At 43.2% G+C, this 21,354-nt stretch carries 19 protein-coding genes; 4 read left to right on the top strand and 15 right to left on the bottom strand.

The window, feature by feature from the left end; all coding sequences use genetic code 11:
- Positions 1-75 precede the first annotated feature (75 nt).
- On the top strand, positions 76-978 hold the full coding sequence (locus L4D20_RS18405) for a LysR family transcriptional regulator (protein ID WP_428803045.1): 903 nt from the start codon (positions 76-78) through the stop codon (positions 976-978).
- Positions 979-1,050: 72 nt separating this feature from the next.
- On the opposite strand, the gene L4D20_RS18400 is transcribed toward L4D20_RS18405, so the two are convergent.
- The 9 genes from L4D20_RS18400 to L4D20_RS18360 form a co-directional block, all read right to left on the bottom strand.
- Positions 1,051-1,524, bottom strand: a complete 474-nt coding sequence (locus L4D20_RS18400; protein ID WP_428803044.1) for a MarR family winged helix-turn-helix transcriptional regulator — start codon at positions 1,522-1,524, stop codon at positions 1,051-1,053.
- A gap of 153 nt (positions 1,525-1,677) precedes the next feature.
- Positions 1,678-2,925 carry a choline ABC transporter ATP-binding protein gene (choV, locus tag L4D20_RS18395; protein WP_428803043.1) on the bottom strand — a complete coding sequence of 416 codons (1,248 nt, stop codon included), beginning with the start codon at positions 2,923-2,925 and terminating at the stop codon, positions 1,678-1,680.
- Between the two features lie 2 nt (positions 2,926-2,927).
- Positions 2,928-3,770 (bottom strand): choline ABC transporter permease subunit, encoded by an 843-nt coding sequence (gene choW, locus L4D20_RS18390; protein WP_428803042.1) that lies wholly within the window; start codon positions 3,768-3,770, stop codon positions 2,928-2,930.
- 149 nt (positions 3,771-3,919) lie between these two features.
- Complete coding sequence (locus L4D20_RS18385; RefSeq protein WP_428803041.1) at positions 3,920-4,873, bottom strand: choline ABC transporter substrate-binding protein; 954 nt, start codon at positions 4,871-4,873, stop codon at positions 3,920-3,922.
- Positions 4,874-5,002: 129 nt separating this feature from the next.
- Positions 5,003-6,718, bottom strand: coding sequence for a choline dehydrogenase (betA, locus tag L4D20_RS18380; protein WP_428803040.1), 1,716 nt, complete (start codon positions 6,716-6,718; stop codon positions 5,003-5,005).
- A 133-nt stretch (positions 6,719-6,851) separates the two neighbouring features.
- The gene (gene betB / locus L4D20_RS18375) at positions 6,852-8,312 is read right to left on the bottom strand and encodes a betaine-aldehyde dehydrogenase (protein WP_428803149.1); all 1,461 of its coding nucleotides are present in this window, start codon (positions 8,310-8,312) and stop codon (positions 6,852-6,854) included.
- Positions 8,313-8,325: 13 nt separating this feature from the next.
- Positions 8,326-8,940 carry a transcriptional regulator BetI gene (gene betI, locus L4D20_RS18370; RefSeq protein ID WP_428803039.1) on the bottom strand — a complete coding sequence of 205 codons (615 nt, stop codon included), beginning with the start codon at positions 8,938-8,940 and terminating at the stop codon, positions 8,326-8,328.
- A gap of 362 nt (positions 8,941-9,302) precedes the next feature.
- Entirely contained in the window at positions 9,303-9,989 is a 687-nt protein-coding gene (locus tag L4D20_RS18365) for a hypothetical protein (RefSeq protein WP_428803038.1), read from the bottom strand.
- Positions 9,990-10,202: 213 nt separating this feature from the next.
- Complete coding sequence (locus L4D20_RS18360) at positions 10,203-11,411, bottom strand: OmpP1/FadL family transporter (RefSeq protein ID WP_428803037.1); 1,209 nt, start codon at positions 11,409-11,411, stop codon at positions 10,203-10,205.
- Positions 11,412-11,724: 313 nt separating this feature from the next.
- On the opposite strand from L4D20_RS18360, the gene L4D20_RS18355 reads away from it, so the two are divergent.
- Positions 11,725-12,549 carry a LysR family transcriptional regulator gene (locus L4D20_RS18355; RefSeq protein ID WP_428803036.1) on the top strand — a complete coding sequence of 275 codons (825 nt, stop codon included), beginning with the start codon at positions 11,725-11,727 and terminating at the stop codon, positions 12,547-12,549.
- 69 nt (positions 12,550-12,618) lie between these two features.
- On the opposite strand, the gene L4D20_RS18350 is transcribed toward L4D20_RS18355, so the two are convergent.
- Both L4D20_RS18350 and L4D20_RS18345 read right to left on the bottom strand, forming a co-directional pair.
- On the bottom strand, positions 12,619-13,650 hold the full coding sequence (locus tag L4D20_RS18350; protein WP_428803035.1) for an HlyD family secretion protein: 1,032 nt from the start codon (positions 13,648-13,650) through the stop codon (positions 12,619-12,621).
- 3 nt (positions 13,651-13,653) lie between these two features.
- A complete protein-coding gene (locus tag L4D20_RS18345; RefSeq protein WP_428803034.1) occupies positions 13,654-14,163 on the bottom strand; it encodes a magnesium transporter in 510 nt (169 codons plus the stop codon).
- Between the two features lie 268 nt (positions 14,164-14,431).
- Here L4D20_RS18345 and L4D20_RS18340 point away from each other — a divergent pair, with 268 nt between their 5' ends.
- Together L4D20_RS18340 and L4D20_RS18335 are read left to right on the top strand one after the other, a co-directional pair.
- Positions 14,432-16,294: a methyl-accepting chemotaxis protein gene (locus tag L4D20_RS18340; protein WP_428803033.1), complete on the top strand. Its 1,863-nt coding sequence runs from the start codon at positions 14,432-14,434 to the stop codon at positions 16,292-16,294.
- A 212-nt stretch (positions 16,295-16,506) separates the two neighbouring features.
- The gene (locus L4D20_RS18335; RefSeq protein ID WP_428803032.1) at positions 16,507-17,424 is read left to right on the top strand and encodes a LysR family transcriptional regulator; all 918 of its coding nucleotides are present in this window, start codon (positions 16,507-16,509) and stop codon (positions 17,422-17,424) included.
- 109 nt (positions 17,425-17,533) lie between these two features.
- Here the strand turns inward: L4D20_RS18335 and L4D20_RS18330 are convergent, their stop codons facing one another.
- From L4D20_RS18330 to L4D20_RS18315, 4 genes are all read right to left on the bottom strand, one after another.
- Positions 17,534-18,337 (bottom strand): hypothetical protein, encoded by an 804-nt coding sequence (locus L4D20_RS18330; RefSeq protein ID WP_428803031.1) that lies wholly within the window; start codon positions 18,335-18,337, stop codon positions 17,534-17,536.
- A 183-nt stretch (positions 18,338-18,520) separates the two neighbouring features.
- Positions 18,521-19,243, bottom strand: a complete 723-nt coding sequence (locus L4D20_RS18325; RefSeq protein ID WP_428803030.1) for a BUD32 family EKC/KEOPS complex subunit — start codon at positions 19,241-19,243, stop codon at positions 18,521-18,523.
- Positions 19,236-20,162 carry a LysR substrate-binding domain-containing protein gene (locus L4D20_RS18320; protein ID WP_428803029.1) on the bottom strand — a complete coding sequence of 309 codons (927 nt, stop codon included), beginning with the start codon at positions 20,160-20,162 and terminating at the stop codon, positions 19,236-19,238. The genes L4D20_RS18325 and L4D20_RS18320 overlap by 8 nt, the downstream gene beginning before the upstream one ends.
- 150 nt (positions 20,163-20,312) lie before the next feature.
- Positions 20,313-21,188 carry a hypothetical protein gene (locus L4D20_RS18315; RefSeq protein ID WP_428803028.1) on the bottom strand — a complete coding sequence of 292 codons (876 nt, stop codon included), beginning with the start codon at positions 21,186-21,188 and terminating at the stop codon, positions 20,313-20,315.
- Positions 21,189-21,354: the final 166 nt, after the last annotated feature.

The raw sequence follows: 21,354 nt of genomic DNA, 5'->3' as shown, positions 1-21,354 counted from the left end.
GCAAGAAAAGAATAGATAATTCCATAAATTATTTATATGGTTAATAAATCAATAACCAATTCCAAAAATGGCATCATGTTTGACGATATTGCTCTTTTTATACATATTGCACAGGCGCGGGGGCTTGCTGGTGCGGCAAAGCAGTTACACATCCCTCCGGCAACGGTGACTCGACGTTTAAAAAAGCTGGAAGAGAAACTGGGTTGCCAATTAATACATCGTTCGGCTCGGCAGTTTAAGCTGACATCTGAGGGTAAGGTCTACTACGAGTCCTTTAGTCGCTTGGTGAGTGACTTCGAGTCTATTTCTGAGGGGCTAAGCTCTGAGGCTCAATCTCTGCAAGGCAGCCTTACTGTCCTTGCTCCAACCAATATTTCGATTGGCTTTCTTCAACCAATGTGGTCTGAGTTCATTTGTAACTTCCCCGATATTCTGCTCAATTTGAAGCTCAATAACGACAATAAAGACATTATTGACGAGCAGGCAGATATTGCGTTGAGGATTGGTCCACAACGAGATTCAGATTTATATCAAGTCGGGTTAGGCTCTATACCCACGTTATTGGTGGCTTCCCCTGAGTATTTACAAAATAGCCCCGTTTTGGAAAGCTTGGAGGATATTCACCAGCACAAGTGTATAACCGTCTCTCATCTCAGTTCGTGGCCTTTTAAGCATACAAAGTTTAAAACCGAGCTAACGATTAATCAGCGATCCAGTTTGGCGGTAGACGATATTAATATTGCGAGTCAGTTCGCTAAAGATGGGCATGGGCTTGCGTTATTACCGGCGACGGAGGTTTTGGACTATATAAACCGTGGGGATTTGGTGTTGCCTCTGCCTGATTGGCAAGGTCCAAAACGAGAGTTGTATCTGATATGGCCGAGTGGCAAATTATTAGGTGCGAAAGCTCGCGGTTTGAAAGGTCACATACAAAGCTATTTAGCTGAAGCTCTTAAAGAGCTACAAGCAATGGGCTAATTTGAACAAGTACGTGGGTTCCATATTCGTGGTATTGATACTGAATAGGAACCCGAACTCGTCGCTGAAACATTAGGTTTTAGCGATACTCTCTAATTGAAGAACAGGCGCGGCATCAATATCTTCAGCATTCATCATGGAAGAGACGCGTTGCATTGAAGATAACAGTAGGCTCTGCTCCCAAGCTTCTAGATTTTGAAATTTATTGACGAAGCTATCTTGCAGAGGCTGTGGTGCTTTACTGAGTAACACTTTGCCTTTTTCAGTGAGATTGGCATGAACTTTACGTCGATCCGATTCACTGCGAACACGTTGTACGTAACCGTTCAACTCTAAACGATCGATAATCGTCGTTGTCGTCGCTTGGCTTACATTGGTGTGATTTGATAATTCTTTGATCGTCACATTATGCATTTCTTGGATAGCACGCATCAAAATTAACTGAGGGCCGGTCAAGCCATACTCTTTACTTAATTTTTTTGATTGTAAGTCGATTGCGCGAATGATCTGGCGAATAGCGACTAGAATTTCATCATGTTTTTCCAAGTGACGGACCTTTGTATAATGCTGTATTGAAATGGAAGAATTACTTCGTTAATTTTTCGCATTGTACTCATGTTCGCACTATTCTCAATCTTTTCTAATGTGCGAAAGGGGAATCTCACCCCTTTGTTATAATTTTAGTCTATATATGTTGGCTTAAGCGGCATTGTTGCTCTGAAAATTCCCAATAAGAGCGTTGTAGAACTCACTATTATCGAGAATGCCGACTAACTGGTTATCTTCAACTAAAAGAATAGGGTAGTTACTAAGCTGTTTTAGTTTGATGGCATCACGCATGCCTATTTCAGGGCTAGTGACGACAACAGTAGAAGCGTTAATGGCTTCTAGATCGCAGTTCGAATCGTGCCATTTGACCAAGGTTAACGGCGATTCACCGACGATTTTAACTTCGTTTTGGTGTTGTTTAACCCACAAATCTTTTGAATCACAGATCTGCCAGCGTTCATCATCTTGTGTTAAAGCGTCTAAAGGCTGCATCAATGAGCGACCTTTTAATACGTTAAGCGGATTGGTATGAGCGACAAAGTCTCGAACGTATTCGGTCTTCGGCGTGAGTACAATCTCTTCAGGCTTACCGTGCTGAATCAACTTTCCTGATTCCATAATGGCGATGTTGTTGCCAATTTTAAGCGCTTCGTCTAAATCGTGACTCACAAACAATATCGTTTTGTTGAGTTTACTTTGTAGAAGTAACAGCTCATCTTGCAACTGGGCACGAATAAGTGGGTCAAGTGCAGAAAAAGGTTCGTCCATTAGCAGAATGTCGGTATCCATAGCAAAAGCGCGAGCTAGACCAACTCGTTGCTGCATTCCGCCAGAAAGCTCATGCGGGAATTTACTTTCCCACTCGGCAAGACCTACCATTTCTATCTGTTCTCTGGCTTTCGCGCGGCGTTCGGCTTTTGGCACACCTTGCATCTCTAAACCAAATGCCACGTTATCAAGGACTGACAACCAAGGCATGAGAGCAAATTTCTGGAATACCATTGAAACACGGTGGGTACGTAGATGACGTAAGGTGGATTCGTCACATTGGGCCAAATCGACCTGTGTATCGCCATCTTTAATTTCTAATGTTCCGCGGCTAATTTCATTCAACCCATTTACTGCGCGCAACAGGCTTGATTTTCCAGAGCCAGACAAACCCATCAAAACACAAATCTCACCCTCTTTAACAGAGAGTGATACGTTGTCGACACCCACAACTTGACCAGTTTCATCAATGATTTCTTGGCGAGTTTTACCTTGGTCCAACTGCTCTAGTGCTAGTGTTGTTTTATCACCAAACACAACATCAAGATTTTTGATGGTAATCGCATCAGAACCTTTCTCATCGATAGATAGGTTTTCAATAACTGGAGTATCGTTCGATTTAATCGTCATCGTTATGCGTCCTTCTGGTTTGGTGTCTTACATAGACGGTCAAGAATCATCGCTACCAGTACGATAGCCAGACCAGCTTCAAATCCTTGTGAAATATTCACGGTATTAAGCGCGCGAACAACCGGTTTTCCAAGGCCATCGGCACCTACTAATGCGGCGATAACCACCATGGAAAGTGACAACATGATGCACTGAGTTACACCCGCCATAATGCTTGGTAGAGCAGCAGGTAACTCTACTTTCAGTAGCAGTTTCATTTTGCTCGCACCAAAGGCTTTACCTGCTTCAATCAGCTCTTCTGGCACTTTTATTACGCCAAGGTACGTCAGGCGAATAGGGGCAGCAATGGCAAATATGATGGTAGAGATAAGGCCCGGTACAATGCCGAGTCCAAATAGAACCAGTGTTGGAATTAGGTATACAAACGTTGGAACGGTTTGCATGAGATCGAGAATAGGTCGAAGCGCGGTGTAGAGCCATGGTCGGTGTGCGGCCATGATGCCAATTGGAACACCGACTAATACAGAGATTGAGGTCGCAGCGAAAACGAGAACAAAGGTTTCTAGCATCTCTTGCCAGTAACCGAGATTGAGAATGGTGAGAAGAGCGGCGACAACGAATATGACAAGCGAAGGCTTGCGATGTAAAAACCAAGCAATGGCTGCAGTGATAAGAATTGGGAGAGCAGGCGGCATCCATTTGAAGATGTCGACCAAAAATAGGATGACCGTTTCTAAAAAGAATGAAATGGCGTCAAAAAAGCCTGCCGCATTGATTGTTAGCCAGTCAACGCCAGCCTCCATCCATTGACCTACAGGTATTTTGTTATCCGTAATAAAATTCACATTAATGCCTTTACTGTTTGTTTTTTCGTGATCTTTCTAAGAGATATTACTGAGAGAATCTTTATCGTTACTTTTATAAATCTATCGGTATAGGGTGGGCCGAAACCCACCATTACTTATAAAACCTAGCTATCTATTTAGATATTTAGCTACGCTTTAACTTGCTTTAGATAGTCAGTTACGGCTTGTGCTGCAACATCACCTTGAAGTGTTTTCACGTTTTCAAGCCAAGCTTTAACTTGCGCTGGATTGTTTTTCAGCCACTGTTGAGCCGCATCTTCTGGTTGTACGTTTTGGTTAAGAATTGCTTCCATCAGCTCGTTTTCCATCTCTAGCGTGAACTCTAGGTTTTGTAGAAGCTGACCAACGTTTTTACACTCTGAAAGGTAGTTAGCACGAACATTGGTGTAGACGCTTGCGCCACCGTAGTTAGCACCAAAGTAGTCATCGCCGCCTGATAGATATTCCATTTCAACATTGCTGTTCATTGGGTGCGGTGCCCAACCAAGGTAAACGATCCATTGGTTACGACGAACGGCGCGGGTTACTTGCGACACCATGCCCGCTTCACTTGACTCAACTAGGTTGAACTCTTTTAGACCAAATGCATCAGAATCAATCATGTCTTGGATAAGGCGGTTACCATCGTTACCCGGTTCGATGCCGTAGATGCGGTCTTTAAATTTGTCGGCATGTTTAACTAGATCTGCGAAGCTTGTTACACCAGCATCGTATACGTATTTTGGTACCGCTAATGTGTATTTAGCGCCTTCTAGGTTAGCGCGTACTGTTTCAACGGTTCCTGCTTCACGGTATTTCGCGATGTCACCTTCCATTGTTGGCATCCAGTTACCGAGAAAAACATCGATATCGCCATTCGCCATTGATGAGTAGGTAACAGGAACAGAGAGAAGGTCAGTTTTTGTTGTGTAACCAAGCCCTTTTAGTAGCTCCGTTGTCACAGCGGTTGTTGCTGTGATGTCTGTCCAGCCTACATCGGCAAAACGCACGTTTTCACACTGTTTAGCTTCAATCGCTGCATAAGCGTTAAATGCGAGTGAGCTGATCGCGAGTGTTGCAAGTGTCTTTTTCATGGTTGACATAATGATTCCTTTTAATCGATCCTTGAAACTGGTTTAAGCAGTTCCTCTATATGTGTTTATGGTCGGTGACGACTGACTATTTTCGATCTAACTTATTGTTTTTATAATAATGTGTTTATTTTTTTGCCTTTAAGAGAGGTTATCGAGTTCTCTCAAAGGTTGATTAATTCGTTGTTTCTCTTCCCATTCTGGTGATATCCATACTGGAACATTCTGTTGTTCTAGCATTGAGTTACCAAGAATCATGTCTGCTGCGCGCTCGGCGACCATAATGGTTGGCGCGTTCAAGTTTCCATTAGGAATGGTTGGGAAAATCGATGAGTCCACAACACGAAGGTTGTTGATGCCACGAACGCGACACTGTTCATCGAGTACCGCCATAGGGTCGTTGTCTGCGCCCATTTTGCAGCCGCAAGAAGGGTGATAAGCACTCTCTACGTTCTCTTTTACCCATTTATCGATATCTTCATCGGAAGTGATTTCTTCTCCTGGCTGAATCTCTTCACCACGGAAGCTATCCATCGCAGGTTGAGATAAAATCTCGCGAGTTAAGCGAATGCAATCACGCCAATCTTGGCGATCTTGTTCAGTAGAGATGTAGTTAAATAGAATTTCAGGCTCAGCATGTGGATCGGCTGAGGTGATGGACACCGTACCGCGGCTCTCTGGCTTATTCGGACCAACATGGACTTGAAAACCATGCCCATCGAAGGCTGCTTGTCCATCGTAACGCATCGCGGCTGGTAAGAAGTGGTATTGAATGTTTGGCCACTTAAGCCCTTTGCGTGAGCGAATAAAAGCACACGATTCAAAGTGGTTAGTTGCGCCAAGCCCTTTACGAGTGAGGATCCATTCTGCGCCAATCATCCCTTTGCTGACTAAATCGAGCTTGCCATTCAAAGTGATTGGTTTCTTGCAGTGATACTGGAAATAGACTTCTAAGTGGTCTTGAAGGTTTTCACCTACGCCAGCTAATTCATGTTTAAGCTCAACACCTGCTTTTTCAAGTACTGGTTTCGGGCCGATACCTGATAGCTGGAGAAGTTGAACCGAGCCGATAGAGCCAGCACTTGAAATGACTTCTTTGTTGGCACGAACTTCTATGATCTTGCCTGACTTTTCAAACTCAACGCCCACCGCGACTTTATTTTCGAGGTCTCTTTCTTCAAGAAGAACCTTACGGGTAACTACACCCTTCATAAGAGTGAGGTTTGAACGTTTTAGAGCGCGTCGAAGATAGGCGTTTGAAGTGGAAGCGCGAATACCTTTATCAACGGTCATGTGCATCGGGCCAAAGCCTTCTTGCTGGTAGCCGTTGTAATCTTCAGTTTTCGGGTAGCCGGCATCTTGACCTGCGTCGATAAACGCTTGGTAAAGAGGATTCAGTTCCATTTCATTACCGCCGCAGGTACCTAATGGACCATTGCCACCACGGTATTTGTCTTCACCCTGTATCCATGTTTCAGCACGGCGGAAGTAAGGTAAACAGGCTTGGTAGTTCCAACCTGCTGCGCCTTTCTCTTCCCACTCATCAAAATCACAAGCGTGACCACGAACATACACCATGCCGTTAATTGAAGAGCTGCCACCGAGAACTTTCCCGCGTGGGCAGTGCAGCTGTCGTCCATCTAGGCCAGACTCTTGCTGCGTTTCAAATTGCCACGTGTATTTGTCAGTGTTCATTGGGTACGAAAGCGCCGTTGGCATCTGGATAAAAATACTCATATCCGTTCCGCCAGCTTCTAAAAGTAATACGCTGTGTTGACCGCTTTCGGTTAGCCGATCAGCTAATACGCAGCCGGCCGAACCCGCACCGACGATAATATAATCGTAGCGTTGTTGCATGTTGTGTCTCCGTGGTGTCTAGCCCCGTTTTTTAATCTCTTGTTTGTGCTTTAGGTTTAAGCACTATTTTTTAATGAGGTTAAAGGGCTAGAAAACTTATAATTTGTGTTGAGTGTTCAAATCAGCATAAGGATTAAGCATACGGGCTGGCGTAGTCGCCAAGTTCGATGAGAATGCTCTTTGTTTGGGTATAGCTAAGTAAGGTTTCCGGGCCATTTTCACGTCCGATACCTGATTGCTTATAACCGCCAACAGGCATTTCCGCCGGAGAGTCACCCCAAGTGTTTACCCAACAGATCCCAGCTTGCATTTGATGAATTACGCGATGAGCACGAGATAGATTTTGTGTGAAGATGCCCGCGGCGAGACCATACTTAGTGTCGTTTGCGCGACGAATAACATCGTCTTCATCGGTGAATTTAAGCACAGACATGACAGGGCCAAAAATCTCTTGCTGCACATGGGGCATATCATCTTCGCAATCAACAAAAACGGTTGGAATGACAAAGTTGCCACTTTCCAGCCCATTTTCTGTTACCTGATAACCGCCAGTTAGCAAGGTTGCACCGGATTGCTTTGCTTGTTCAATGGCATTGAGCACTTTAGATAGATGATCTTTGGAGATGAGCGCGCCAATTTGAGTGTCCATATTCATTGGGTCGCCAACGACGAGCTTCTCTGTACGGGTTTTTAATTGAGCGATGAAATCGTCATAGATGTTTTCATGAACATAAACGCGCGTGCCGTTGGTACAAACTTCACCTTGTGTATAGAAGTTCGCAACCATCGAGGCCGACACAGCATCGTTTAACTTAGCGTCATCAAATACGATCAGTGGTGATTTACCACCAAGCTCCATCGTGACGCTTTTCAGAGTCTTAGCGCTGTCTGCCATGACCGCTTTACCCGTCCCTGTTTCGCCTGTGAATGATACTTTGGCAATGTCAGGGTGAGCCGTCAGCATTTGGCCAACACGATAGTCACCTTGAACGACGTTAAATACGCCATCAGGCAGCCCTGCTTCGGTGAATATTTCAGCAAGTTTTAGTGCCGTTAAAGGCGTTTCTTCTGATGGTTTGAAGATCATCGCATTGCCTGCTGCTAGAGCAGGGGCTGATTTCCACATCGCGATTTGAATCGGATAGTTCCACGCGCCGATACCTGCACAGACACCTAATGGTTCACGGCGAGTGTAGAAAAACTGGTTCTCGTTCAATGGTTGTTGCTCACCTTGCATAGAAGGAATAAGACCTGCGAAGTACTCAATAACATCCGCGCCAGAGGCGACATCGACTTCAATGGCTTCTTGTAGAGGCTTACCAGTATCGGCCACTTCAAGCTCAGCAAGCTCTTTGTTTCGTGCTCTAAGTATTTCTACAGCTTTCAGTAATATACGGCTGCGTTCTACCGCTGACATTGCAGACCAAACACTAAATCCATGCTGGGCTGATTTAACCGCTCTTTCGATGTCTTGCTGTGAAGCTTGACCAAGGATTGCGATAGTCTCGCCATTAGCAGGATTCGTGCTAGTAAAATGTTCACCAGATGTTACGGGTGAGATTTTGCCGTCGATGTATAACGAGTTCATTTCCATTTGAGTATCTGACTTAATAATTAGTGGTGTTAGAGGTGCAAGCGTAAAACGTGAGTTGTTTTTCAAGGTAGTCATTGATGATGGCGCGCGCTCTGTCCGCGTTAATCCCTTCAGGGTTCAATGTGCCTCTCAGCCATATACCGTCAATGAGGGACGCGATACCTTGTGCAACGAGTTCCGCTTGTTCTGTGTTCAATAGTGCTTTTAATTCGATTCGTAAATGAGACAGCAATCGCTTTTCATTTACGCGCTGTAGCCGCTTAAGCTGAGCGTCATGCATTGAGTAAGACCAAAATGCCAACCATGTTTTCGCCACCTTGTTTTCAGCCTGATAACCTTCAAAGTTGCCACTGATGATGGCGTTAATTCTTTGTTGGTGGGCATTGGCCGGTAATGCTTTGAGCAATGAACCAATGGTATCGGAATGCTGGCGAAGGATCGCTCTCATGGTCTCTTCAAGAAGGCCATGTTTGCCACCAAAGTAGTGATTAATGATCCCTGTAGATACACCTGCTTCTTTGCTGATCAAAGCAATGCTCGCCGCGTGTAATCCGACACGATCAATGACCGTCATTGTCGCTTTAACAAGCTGCGGTTTACGTATATCAGGCATCCCGACCTTGGGCATTTTTGGTCCTTTTTATTTTTTATTGAACGTTCAATTAATTATAAAATGACAGATAATTCATTAGAGTTCAAACTATTATTTAGGGGTGGGTGGGTGCGTTTTTTGTGGTTTTGCTAGGTTAGTTGTTTAAAAACAATTGGTTATTGATAGTTTGAGTGCTAAGCATTAGAGGTGTAAAGATTTGAGCTGTGATGTTTATTGGTCGAAGTTCTTTGTGTTTATTAGTAGCGATGGTGAAGGTGAGTGAATATTTGAATCTTGGCTTTTAGGTCGTTATTTTAAGGCAGAAGCAAGAACAAAAAAGCGCAGTCGATTAACTACGCTTTTGTGAGATTGAGTCATTTATGGCGCGTGAAAAGGCGCTAATTAAACTCGTAGGTATATGAAATACCCATGCGGTTGTTTTGGCCGAAATCGTCGTCTGCCATAACACCAAAGAAATTGAATGATTGAGCTTGAGTCAGTTTGTGGCTTAGCCCTGCACCAACCCAATAACCAGAGTAGTCATCAGACCCCATTGAGCCGCCACCAAAAGTCATCAGTGACCACTTTTCACTGAGTGGTTTTAGAGCAAACATGCCCACATAACCGCCATGAGAGGTAAAGCGAGTCATTACGTAGTCGTTGTCACTCTCGGATTTTTCTCCGGCTATTTCACCGTCGTTATAGCTATAGCCCGCCATAGGGAAAATTTGCCAACCGTAAGGGGTAATATCAAAGTAACTCAGCGGAATAAATGAGCCGATGCTGTAGTTATTTTTATAACCATCGTGATCGTACTCTGCTCGGCTAAAATTAAAATTAAGGATGCCCATCGGCAATAGCCAAGACCCTCCGACACGCCACTCATCTCCATCTGAGTTAATACGGGCGTTGATCATGCGGGCGTCATCTAGGCCTATTGAGCCTGAGAACTGCACACCGTCAACGTAAGCAAGACCTGCTTTGGTGACAATTTTAGTCGGGTCTTCGTGGTGCTTCTCTTCTTCTGCTTGCACAGAAAAAGCACACGCGGTCAGTGCAAAGATAGAGATTAAAGATTTTTTCATGAATTAGACTTCAAAGTGAGTGTTGCACCCAAACATGGGTCGAGGGGGTCGGTGATACCGCTGATATTCTTGCTGTATCGCTTACACGGATAGTGAAAACCTATCCAAATATGCTGCCGTTATTGTAACGTTCTAAATTCTCAGCCTACGCACCGAGAGTGCGTAGGCTGAGAAAGAACAAATTTATTTATGCTTTGTTTTTCGAGCGCTAACTTAGAATGTGAAGTTTACGCCAACGAAGTGCATGCGACCATCGAAAGTGCCGTTAACGCCCCCAGCTCCTATGAGTGGGTGGTTACGATCCATTTCTACCGAGCCTAGATCTGCATACTCGTAGAAGAAGTCAACGCCAGTGTCACCCCAGTTAGTGCTTGCACCTAGAGTGTAACGGTATTGTTCGCCAACAGGCAGGTCAACCCATTGCATTGAAGGATCGTCTTGCGGTGATGTTTCATAAGAGAAGCCTGCTTTCAGGCGCCAGTCAGTATTTAGTTGGTAATCGGCACCCACAGCGAATTTCCATGTATCACTCCACTGACGTTCGATATCTAATAGACCAGTACCTGCACCGAAGTCCATTGCGGTATTGTCCATTCTGCTCCAGCGATGGTATTGCACCGTTGCCAATAGATCTAGTTCTTGAGTAAGTGAGAGTTGACCGCTGACATCAATAATTTCAGGAACAGAAATGTCAGTCGCTATTGAAGGAGACAGTGGTCCCTCTCTAGGAATATCAAGACTAAAGTTATGTTCAATCTTAGATCGGTAACTTGCGCCAACAGACCAAGAATTCGAATGTTTGTACATTACACCGAAGTTAAACCCAACAGCTCTGTCGGTATCTTGTTCCGGAGATATTAATGCTGTTGTTTGTTCAAGAGAAACCCAATTCAACATTGCACCAGCGCCCATAGACCACTGGTCATCAATTTTGAATGCTAGCGATGGGTTAAATTGAATTACCGTTAGTGTTACTTCATCTAGAGCGTTAGCACCAGCCCATTCTTGACCGTAGCTAATACTAGATCCACCGACTACTCCTAAAGCGAGACCCAAGTGTAGGTTTTCTTCCAACTCGGTAGCGTGGAATAACCCTACTGAAGGCATGATAGTATGCCCTTTAGCATCGCCATTATCATTTCTATCTGTGTATTCCATTTCAAGGTCTAGGAGTAGAGTGTTAACTGTTGTCTTGCTTTCACCCATGTGAGACATAGTCGCCGGGTTTGCCCACATTGCGGCTGCCGATTGTGTATATACACCGTCACCTGCACCAGCAGTACCTGCATTGGCAACTACTGCTTCCTGCATAAAAAAGCCGCTTGCGTTTGCAGCGGTTGCACTAAACATGGCCGCGCCTAGAAGAGACAAAGCGAAAATAGGGGTAGCATGGCGAGTTTTAGATTGTAGAGTCGGGGACATTGATGTTTGCATTATTCAGTCACTCTTATAGGAAGCTTCCTGCCTCGAACGAAAGCCTATGAATCCTTGTGACATAGACAGTTAAATTTGCGTTGAATTGTAACTAATCGTTCCCGTACAATTGGAATAAAGCTTATTCCGACTTAATACTTGCAATACAGTTGTAAAATCGACTTGAGAATAGAAGGGTGATCTTTATTCAGGAAAACCTTATCTAGTCAGAGGTCTCAAGCTAGGCTGTAATGATAGACTTGCGACATAATCGAATAGCTTTACGAAAAATAATAAAAATACAGACAGTGACTACTTATAAATGAATGATTTAAATGCCCTACATGTTTTTCTAGCGTTAATGCATACACGTTCTACCCAGCGGGCAGCAACGAAGTTGGGCCGTTCCCAATCGTATGTATCCAAAGTATTAGCGCAACTGCGTGAAGACTTAGGCGATCCTCTATTTTTACGCAACTCCATGGGTCTTGTTCCTACTAGTTATGCTGAATCAATAGAACCTAAAGTAAGAAATGCACTTGAGCAGTTAACCATTGCTTTAGAGCCAGAACGTTTTGACCCAATGTCATTGGATAAGGTCACGATTCATATTGTCAGCCCTTACTTGGCTAATATTGGTAAAGATTTAATTGTCGCATTAAGAAAAGAAACCAAAGCTCTTATTGAACTTCGCGAATGGACTAATGGTTCAGAGCCACTGATACTGGCTGAGGAAGTCGATATTGGCTTACATGCGATCAACGACAAACCGCAAACGTTTTATCAAAAGCGAGTTCATTCAGGCGCTGGTTATTTCGCGGGCAATAAAGAAGGCGAGTACATTAAATTTCTAGTGCCTGGAATCAATGAGAGTGCTGATCATTTTCGTACGTTAGATCCTAATATTGAAGTCGGAATTATCGTAGATAATCAAGTGGTTATGAATGATATGATGGATAGTTGCTTTACGCTTAAATACGAGCCGTACTTTGAGTCTGACCATCATGTAAAACTCAATCTAGATGTTGCTTTAATTATGAAGGCTTCTTTGCGCCACTCTCCAAAACAACAATGGCTGGCGAGTATCATCGAACCGATTATCAAACAGACAGTTGAGATATGGATAGAAAACAACAAAGGTATATAAAGCTTTTATTTTGAAGAAAAGAAAAAGGGAAGCGCATTACTTCCCTTTTTAGTCTGTAATGAAAATGAACTATAGCGCTGAAAGGTATGCTTTATAAGCCTTCAAACGTACGGTAGCACCACCGATGATGTCCATGAAACCAAGCATTGGGTGAGGCTTTTTAGCTGAAACCCAGCCTGAACCTGTAGCACCGATAGGTACGTTGTAACCTTCTGGCTCTTCAAATTCGATGATAATTGTACGGCCGTGTGATCCCATGTTATTACCAACGTGTTGGCGAACATGTTGTGAGCCGTTCAATACTGAAACGCGCGCTTCACCAGTACCGGTTGTTACACTGTGTACGCGGCCACGGAAAATTTCACCTGGGTATGCATCAACGTAAAACTCAGCAAATTGACCTATTTCGATGCCACGGAAGGTTTGATCTGCAATACGCATTTCAACAAACTTCTTACCAGTGTTGTACAAGTGCATGTTACCGACACGAGTACCGTCAACAAGGTTGGCGATCGCAAGTTGTCCATCAAATGGAGCTCGCACTTCACGGCGCTCATTTTGCCATTTAGCCGTCGCAACTTGTGCATCTAGAGCTAGGATTTGAGCGTGTGCAGAAGCGATTTGAGCATGAGTAGATTCGATGCTTGTTTGCAGATCGTCACGTGCAGACTGTTGTGCAAAGTCATTAAGTTTCGTTAATCGGTCAAGGTTACGCTCGTCGTTCTCAATTTTCAGTGTTAGCGCTAAGATTTCAGCGTGCGCTGCTTTCTTTTGTGCATCCAATCCTTCTAATTGGTACTCCGTATCTTCTGCTTTTAGCGTATAGATAAGGTCGCCTTTTTTAACCATTTGGTTGTGGTCAACAAAGACGGTTTCTACTTCTTGGCCCAATAGTGGGCTAAGAACAGCGTGTGGCGCTTTAACAGTCGTACTGTCTGTTAAATCCGCTGGAGACCAAAAACGGTGAGCAGTAAAGAGTGCAAATGCAAGCATTACACCTGTACCGACGATGATAACCGCGTTGCGTAGTGTCCACGAAATTACACCTGTTTTAACTAAGATCCAACAGATAAGTACATAAGGGAGCATTATTTCTTTCATGGCTTATTCCTCTACCTTGACTGCTGCTGGTTTACGACCGTTACGGATGATGTTTGAAAGTTCTCTTGCAAGAACATCCCAACGAGCGAATGCGATGATGATGGCAAGTACCCACCATGCTTTATCAATAAATAGGCCACATAGAGACAGTGCAAATACGATTTGAGTATGTGCGCTCGACATCTCTGCTGCCTTGTGGACAGCAACTTCATGCAGCTGCCAGAAGAGGTAAATAACATAAACGATGATGGCGACAGTGACGAAGAAAACGAAACCCATAAAGATTTCAGAATCAAGCAGCTTTAGAATTGTAGGGAAGCCATTAGAAAAATACTCTTCAGGAAGATCCTTACCATGAATGGTTCCAAGCTTAGATAGCCCAACAGATGAGCCAACTAATGTACCGAGAATGATAACGGTTTTGATGATAAACATTACGGTAGTTTTGACAATCCTAGTCAATTTAGCCCATTGCCCTTCCATAGGTGCTTGGGGTTCGTTATTGGTCGACATAATGTGTTGTACCTTATTTATTGATCTGCAGCGTACTTTACACACTGTGATATTTTTTATGGAATAACCTTTATTCCGAGTTCATCCTCAACTTTTATTTATTCACGCTTGATTTATAAATAGATTTAACATTAGTCCAAGTGTGGTCATCGATTTGAGTATTTGTTGTTTCAGGAATAATCGTTATTCCTATACACAATTTGATATATCGCTACACTAGCGCGCACTAATTGTTCTCCCCCTTTTGCTCCAAGGAACCTCTAGATTCATGAAATTCAGCACAAAAGTACTTGCTCTAGGCACGCTAATTAGTTTGATTGGCCTGTCAGTATTAAGTTTTATTCAGTACCGGACCATTAGCCAAGAAGTAGAAAAGACGATTGAGTCCAAGATTGAACTGGCAGCGAGCCAAGTGGCTGAAGTGATTAATAGTGAACTTCAAGGGAAAAGAAATTTAGCCAACTATCTATCAGGTTTACTTGCAAGTACAGGAATTGAAGACGTTAAGGGCCTAATTGAGCAACAAAGCTTGGCCACTGTGTTTGTCACTGCAGGGATTGGTTACGAGAGTGATGGTTCAATCATTCATAACGATTCTGGTTGGACAGCCCCTTCAAATTGGGACTCACGTACACGTCCTTGGTATCAAGATGCCAAGCGTAATGGAAAGCAGAGTGTAACCAAACCTTATGTGGATGAAGGCACAGGTGCGGTTCTTATCTCTATTTCACAGCCTGTATATAGTACGAGTGGTTTTGTGGGAGCGTCGTTTTTTGATGTAGATCTGACATCACTGGCGTCGCTGATTTCTAACGTTGAGCTTGAATACGCAACGGTATTTGTTGTCGATGGTGATGGAACTGTCATTGCCCACCCTGATAACAAGCTTAACGGTGAGCACATGTCGAAATTTATTGGGCGCAGTGCGATTGTTGAACGTACTGAGCTGATTGATGTTCAAGGCAAACAGTATTACCTCGATTTCCATTCGACAGCTGGTGAAAACTGGTTTGTTGGTATTTTACTTCCGTATGACGAAACACACTTACCACTGGAAGAGATGAAAGTGACGGTGTTGATTTTATTCCTGGTTATCTCAATTATTTCATTCGCTGTGTTTATTGGCTCAATGAAGGTCTTAATGCGTCCGTTATCGGCACTTAATCAAGCGATGAAAAATGTTGCTTCAGGTGATGGCGATCTAACAAAGCGTCTTGATACCAATACAGATCAAGAATTTAAAGAACTAGCGACTAGCTTCAATGGTTTCGTTGCAGTGATTCAAGAGCTTATTCAAGATACTAAACAAACAGCAACGCACATTACTCAGTATTCAAGCGTGGCAGCGAATAGCGCGAAAGATTCAGAAGGGTTGTTATTTACCCAGCAGCAAGAAGTTGAACAATTGGCGACGGCGATGAATGAAATGTCGACCACATCTGGCTTGGTTGCTCAGAATGCTCAAAGTGCCGCAGAGTCAGCACAAACCGCTGATGTTGCAGCGGGTGAAGGCAGTAGCATCGTCCTTGAAACCACGCAAGCGATTCAGAACTTAGGGGATCAGCTTGATGATTCAATGAGTGCGGTGAGAGATCTGGGTAACTCAATTGGTAATATCGAATCCATTGTTAGTGTTATTAATGAAATAGCCGATCAAACCAACTTACTGGCGCTCAACGCAGCGATTGAAGCAGCCCGCGCTGGTGAGTCAGGTCGTGGCTTTGCCGTTGTTGCCGATGAAGTGAGAACACTTGCAAAGCGTACTCAGGATTCAACTACTGAGATTCGCTCTATGATTGATAAGCTTCAAGAAGGCTCTCAATCGGTGACTAAGACCATGAATACCAGTCACAGCCTTGCGATGTCGACCGTTGAGCAGGCGCAAACCGCAAATCATGCGCTGGAAGATATTCGTTCAGCTATCTCTTCAATTACAGAAATGAACATTCAAATTGCTTCGGCTGCAGAAGAGCAAAGCCTTGTTGCGGAAGAGATCAATAACAACACCGTCAGTATTAAAGAGCTGTCAGACAAAGTCGCGGGTAAAGCTTCCCATACGAGTGACCAAGTTAACCAGCAGTCTGAACATATAGAAGAACAGAACAAGCAGCTTAATCAGTTTATTGTTTAAATACGCTTAAGAAACAGACGAATAACGACAAGACATTGCTGTTGTTTAAATAAAATTGGCAGCAATATGACATATTGTAAGCATGAACATGTTCTATTTTCCAAATGAATGCTTTGATGTGACATAATTAGCACGATAATGCTTGTTCGTTGAATAGCGAACCAGCCATGTCGTTGATATTAAGTTTTCCATATATTTATGAGGAACCATTGATGAATCTTCATCACCTTGACTTGAATTTGTTGAAAACCTTATTGGTTTTGCTGCAAGAAAAAAATACCAATAGAACTGCAGAACGTCTCAATACAAGTCAGCCAGCCGTTAGTCGAAATCTCGCTAAGCTAAGAGATCAGCTAGGTGATCCACTCTTTATTCGTCAATCTCGTGGATTGAAGTTGACGCCTAAAGGTGAAGAATTGGCAGAGCGTTTACCTAAAGTGTTTGAGGATTTAACTGAAGCACTGTCGGGTGAAGAGTTCTTACCTGAAAAACAGGTTGGTGTGATTAAAATCGCGATGAATGGATTCTTAATAGAAACACATGGCTATCAAATTTGTGAGGCGATTACTCAATCAGCGCCGAACGTGACGGTCGAGCTATTGAGTTACTCGGCAAAAACTGGTGCGGAGTTAATTAATGGTGAGCTAGATTTTGCTGTTAGCTACTACCCACTTGATGTATCAAAAGAACTAAGACAAGTACCGATAGGCTTACTTGATTTTGTTGGTATCGTGCGCAAAGAGCACCCGCTGGAAGGCGCAACAGTCTCTATAAATGAAATGCTTAAATTTGATATTGGTGGTTTAATTATTCCTGAATTCAATCATAGGCATATGTTGCTTGCTGATTTCGTAAAGACGGAAGATTACTTCAGACCAAAATTTAGAAGCCAAGCCATTAATCCACTTCTAAGTTCGGTTCGTAATTCAGATTTGGTCTTTGTGGCTCCAAAGTCGTTAATGAACACCATTGATGAGAGACAATATGGCTACGTAGAAGTTTTTGATATTGAAAAGCGCAATGAGATTAAAGTTGGGCTTTTGTATAACAGTAAGTATTTGAAATCAGAAAAATTCAGATGGATAGAGTCAATTTGTGATTCGATTATTCCACCGGATATGATCAAATGATTTTTCGTTAGTGTTGTTATAAACGACACGAAAAGAAAACCCGATAACGAGTAATTCGCTATCGGGTTTTTTGTATCAGTAACGTTGCCGTTTACTTACCAGTACCAGATTAGAATTGGTAGTTGTACTCAATTTTGTGATCGCCGGTTTGGTAACGATTGTTCTCATTCCAGTTTGCAAAGTAACGTACGTTTGAGCGAGGGTTGATTTGGTAACTGATTGCGGCTTCGTGAAGTAAAATTTCTCCGCTATCAATCCCAAAAGCATTTGCTTTGTAATCATCAGAACCGGATACGCTGCCCATGTACATTGGGTTATAGTTCAACCAAATTTTATCGGTGATTTCTACTTTGCTGTAAAGGCCAGCAACATAGAATGTGCCGTGGATATCCCAGCGGTCTTGTGCCTGAAGCGCTCCTGAGTTATCGGTATCGAATGAATCACCAAATGCTACGCCCATACCCGCTAATGGGTATAGATTTACAGGGCCCATCTTCGGCAGAGCTTGAATAAAGCTGTAAGACGCTGAACCTTGAGTTCCACGTGGTCCATCAAATCCAAGATTCACGTCAACTTGAGAGCCACGGCCATTGGTAAGATCAACGCCAAAATTGCGGTAACGTAGCGAGTCAATGCTGTCATCTGCGCCGCGACCATTCCAACCTACCGCTTCGCCTGCGATGCCTTTTACTTCAATGATGTTCATGCCCATCGTTGTATCACTACCTGTATCGTACGTTTGGCCGATTTTCAGGTTGATACCTTTGTCTGTGTAGCCAACACCTGCTTGAGTGAAGACAGCCAGCGGGTCAGACATGTCTTGAATGTCATCTTCAGCCATTACGTTAGAAGACAATAGAACGGCTACTGATGCTGCAATAGCGGTTAGCGAAAGTGGCGCTTGGTTTTTCATAACATTACTCCAAAAAGGGATGAGAAGTAATGTCCGTTTACTTCAAAAAATTTAAAGTAAATATATAGGAGCAGATATAACTATCAATGGTCTAGAGGTTATACCAGATATACAATACACTTATATTAGCAACCTCTAAACTTAGGCAGAAAACTTGAGCGATACTGGTGCGGAAAATTGCTGTTAGTTAACTCTACTTAGTATGCGGTGGGTTAGTAGCAACTGTTTTGATAGTCGGTTATTTTTAAACCGCAATATGAGCTTCGGAACCCATATAAGGTGCGTTATTAATCGGCTTACTCGTTTTATATGAATCGTCGAAAGGTGAAACTCGTCACACCATTGCCTCAGTGCCGTTAATCGAGTTTCTTGGCTGACCCCTGACAGCCGGAATGAATCAAGAAGAAACAGCAGAATATCTCGTGCTCTAAGTAACGAACTTGCCGAGCGTCTCGCCTCCTCTAAGTCAAGCAGTATGACCTTACCTTGGCTATCCACGACCATATCGCGCATTGCAGGGCGACCATGAACGATCTTCGCTTTATGCAGAGAGTTCAGGCTATTAAGAGCGGAATAGAACAGAGTCTTGTTCTCTGTCTCTTGTTTCGTGGTGATTGGTTTTCCTGCACATAGGGTGACAAAGTAAGCTCTCCCTTTCGTGTAGAGGCGTGGAATGGGTAGATTGAGGCGCTGGCAGTCAGCCAGTATCGAGGTCTCTTTAGTAAAGCGTTGCATTGGAGATAGACCGCTGTGCAAGATCAGGTGTCTCCATGGTTTATAGATAGTTAGAAAACCATTAATTAATAGACTGACCGCGTTACGTTTTTCTTCACCGCGTTTTTTAAGCCAGTAGCGTTTCCCCCCACGCTCAAGCAGATGCACATATTCTGTATTCTCACTATGCATGAGCGACTTTCTCTTTGTATAGCGACGTGATCACGTCGGTTATCCATTTAGTAATCGGCTTATTGGCGTTTTTTTGAGCGTACGAAATTACAATTGGAGTGTCGGCCAATTGAGCCTTATCGAAATCTAGTTGTAGTGGCCTCAGTGAGGTGCGTGAGGGGTCACAAATTCGAAGTGATGAAGGTAGCAACATTTGTGAGCTTTCAGCAGCTTGAATGGCTAACGAGATGCTGTCGGTTTGAAGTTTGATCTGTGGTACCCCACCAAGGGCGTTGCAGACGTGATTGAACTTTTCTTGCTTCTCATCCCAACTTGGTACAGACAAAGAGATAAAAGGGAAGTCACAGATGTCGCTCCAAGATAGTAATGATTTTTTAAATAGCGGGTGATTTGGTTGAGCAAACATCTGAAATTTATCTTCTGCGAATGTTTGTTGAACAATAGATTTAGGATAGTGAGCAGAGAAGTAGTTGATGCCTAACGTAGCTCTATCATCAAGAAATTGTTCAACAGCATTGGATTCCCACCCTTTCAAATACCAAGTTGCATTAGGTGCTGCTTGTGACAGCTTTTGAAAAATATCAATGCCGAATAGCTGCTGGGTTGGGTGGTTTAGGAAGATCTGATATTTTCCCGATAGTGATTTTGGATCAAAATCAAAGTTAGTACTTACAACCTGTTCTAGGCTATCAATAATCAAGGGAAGTTTAATAAGCAACTCGGCCATTAGTGCGGTAGGTTCAAGCTTATTGGCAATCCGAACATAAAGTTGATCATTTAGAGTCGTTCTATTTTTAGATAGGATCCGAGCGACTGCTGACTGGGATAGGTCAAGCCTTTCTGCAGTTAAATAAGTATTCTTTGTTTCATTTAAATCGATCAATACTCGCATTGATCGAATGTCTAAGTTATCAATCATCCTTACACCACTTACGTTTACTATAGTTAGGTTCGTTGCTGATTAGGTTCGTTGCTGATTAAGTTCGTTGCTAATTAGATTTAAAGCCCACCTTATGATGAGCTTTAAATTGTCCGTCCATGACTGCTGCTTTTTTAGAAGCGACAGTTTTTAGAAGCGCCAGTCAAAGCCGATTGATACTTTTGCTTCTTCACCACGTAGGTAATCTCTACCCGGTAATCCATTCAGTTCGTTGATCTTAATGTTGGTGTATTTACCTTCTAAGTAGATATTGAAGATCGCTCCACCAACTTGTGTACGTGTACCTTGCAATAGCATTATGTCGACCATCTCCATTTCTACACCGCCATAAGATGAGCCACCAAAGGCTTGGAACACTGTGTAGAAAGTGTCATTCCATGGTTGCAAACCATACAGGTTAACCGAAACCATGTGAGCGTCATCGCCACCAAGTACACTTTCTACAGCCCCTGAATTAATACCTGAGATGCTATTAAGTGCATTAAAGACACCTGCTTGACCAGTACCCGTTGAGTAACCATTCATTTCGTTGGGTACGATCGTTCCACGAATATTTTGTGCGATCTGTTTAGTGTCAAAATCAACGTACGAGTAATTTACAGAAGGAAATAACATAGTTTTATCGTTCGTTGCGGTCAGTGGTAGCATGTAGCCACCGGTATACATATTCGTTGTATCGGTGAGGTAGATATCCGCGTATACCCCACCAAAACGCTCATCAAAATTGGCTAAACGAAAGCGAAAATCTTCTGATTGACTAAAGTACTCACCAATCATAATCGTTTGTGTTTGATACTCACCTTCACCATATAGGTTGTTAAAGCCACCACCGGCAACCAGTTTAATCTCACCTTCATGGTCGGTTGCAATGCCGCCACGCCATGCGGTATTACGCGGGTCAGCATCATGAACCTCATGAGACTCTTCTCCAGCGTAAGCGTTAATAGAAGCAAGCGTACAAGTTGTTAGTGCAAGGCTAAGTAGTTTTTTATTAAACGTGTTCATAGTTTTATCACCCGTATAAGAGCTTTCGCTCTAGAATCAAATTTAGGGTGATTATCAATAGCTTCAGTCGATATGTTAACGCCACTTATTGACATTCAGCAAGTCGGTATTCGACTGGGAAATATATTAATAATATTTATCTTATTTAAAGTTATTGTTTTTAATG

This window comes from Vibrio kyushuensis (assembly GCF_050337325.1).
GTDB classification, from domain to species: Bacteria; Pseudomonadota; Gammaproteobacteria; order Enterobacterales; family Vibrionaceae; genus Vibrio; species Vibrio kyushuensis.
Note: the sequence above shows the minus strand (reverse complement) of the source record. Positions and strands in the feature narration are given on the sequence as shown.

What these genes read in the sequence shown, in the direction of transcription:
- L4D20_RS18405 (WP_428803045.1), top strand. Translation starts at nt 76, where the DNA reads ATGTTTGACGATATTGCTCTTTTTATACATATTGCACAGGCGCGGGGG.
- choV (WP_428803043.1), bottom strand. Translation starts at nt 2,925, where the DNA reads ATGACGATTAAATCGAACGATACTCCAGTTATTGAAAACCTATCTATC.
- L4D20_RS18385 (WP_428803041.1), bottom strand. Translation starts at nt 4,873, where the DNA reads ATGTCAACCATGAAAAAGACACTTGCAACACTCGCGATCAGCTCACTC.
- betA (WP_428803040.1), bottom strand. Translation starts at nt 6,718, where the DNA reads ATGCAACAACGCTACGATTATATTATCGTCGGTGCGGGTTCGGCCGGC.
- betB (WP_428803149.1), bottom strand. Translation starts at nt 8,312, where the DNA reads ATGGAAATGAACTCGTTATACATCGACGGCAAAATCTCACCCGTAACA.
- betI (WP_428803039.1), bottom strand. Translation starts at nt 8,940, where the DNA reads ATGCCCAAGGTCGGGATGCCTGATATACGTAAACCGCAGCTTGTTAAA.
- L4D20_RS18365 (WP_428803038.1), bottom strand. Translation starts at nt 9,989, where the DNA reads ATGAAAAAATCTTTAATCTCTATCTTTGCACTGACCGCGTGTGCTTTT.
- L4D20_RS18360 (WP_428803037.1), bottom strand. Translation starts at nt 11,411, where the DNA reads ATGTCCCCGACTCTACAATCTAAAACTCGCCATGCTACCCCTATTTTC.
- L4D20_RS18355 (WP_428803036.1), top strand. Translation starts at nt 11,725, where the DNA reads ATGAATGATTTAAATGCCCTACATGTTTTTCTAGCGTTAATGCATACA.
- L4D20_RS18350 (WP_428803035.1), bottom strand. Translation starts at nt 13,650, where the DNA reads ATGAAAGAAATAATGCTCCCTTATGTACTTATCTGTTGGATCTTAGTT.
- L4D20_RS18345 (WP_428803034.1), bottom strand. Translation starts at nt 14,163, where the DNA reads ATGTCGACCAATAACGAACCCCAAGCACCTATGGAAGGGCAATGGGCT.
- L4D20_RS18340 (WP_428803033.1), top strand. Translation starts at nt 14,432, where the DNA reads ATGAAATTCAGCACAAAAGTACTTGCTCTAGGCACGCTAATTAGTTTG.
- L4D20_RS18335 (WP_428803032.1), top strand. Translation starts at nt 16,507, where the DNA reads ATGAATCTTCATCACCTTGACTTGAATTTGTTGAAAACCTTATTGGTT.
- L4D20_RS18330 (WP_428803031.1), bottom strand. Translation starts at nt 18,337, where the DNA reads ATGAAAAACCAAGCGCCACTTTCGCTAACCGCTATTGCAGCATCAGTA.
- L4D20_RS18325 (WP_428803030.1), bottom strand. Translation starts at nt 19,243, where the DNA reads ATGCATAGTGAGAATACAGAATATGTGCATCTGCTTGAGCGTGGGGGG.
- L4D20_RS18320 (WP_428803029.1), bottom strand. Translation starts at nt 20,162, where the DNA reads ATGATTGATAACTTAGACATTCGATCAATGCGAGTATTGATCGATTTA.
- L4D20_RS18315 (WP_428803028.1), bottom strand. Translation starts at nt 21,188, where the DNA reads ATGAACACGTTTAATAAAAAACTACTTAGCCTTGCACTAACAACTTGT.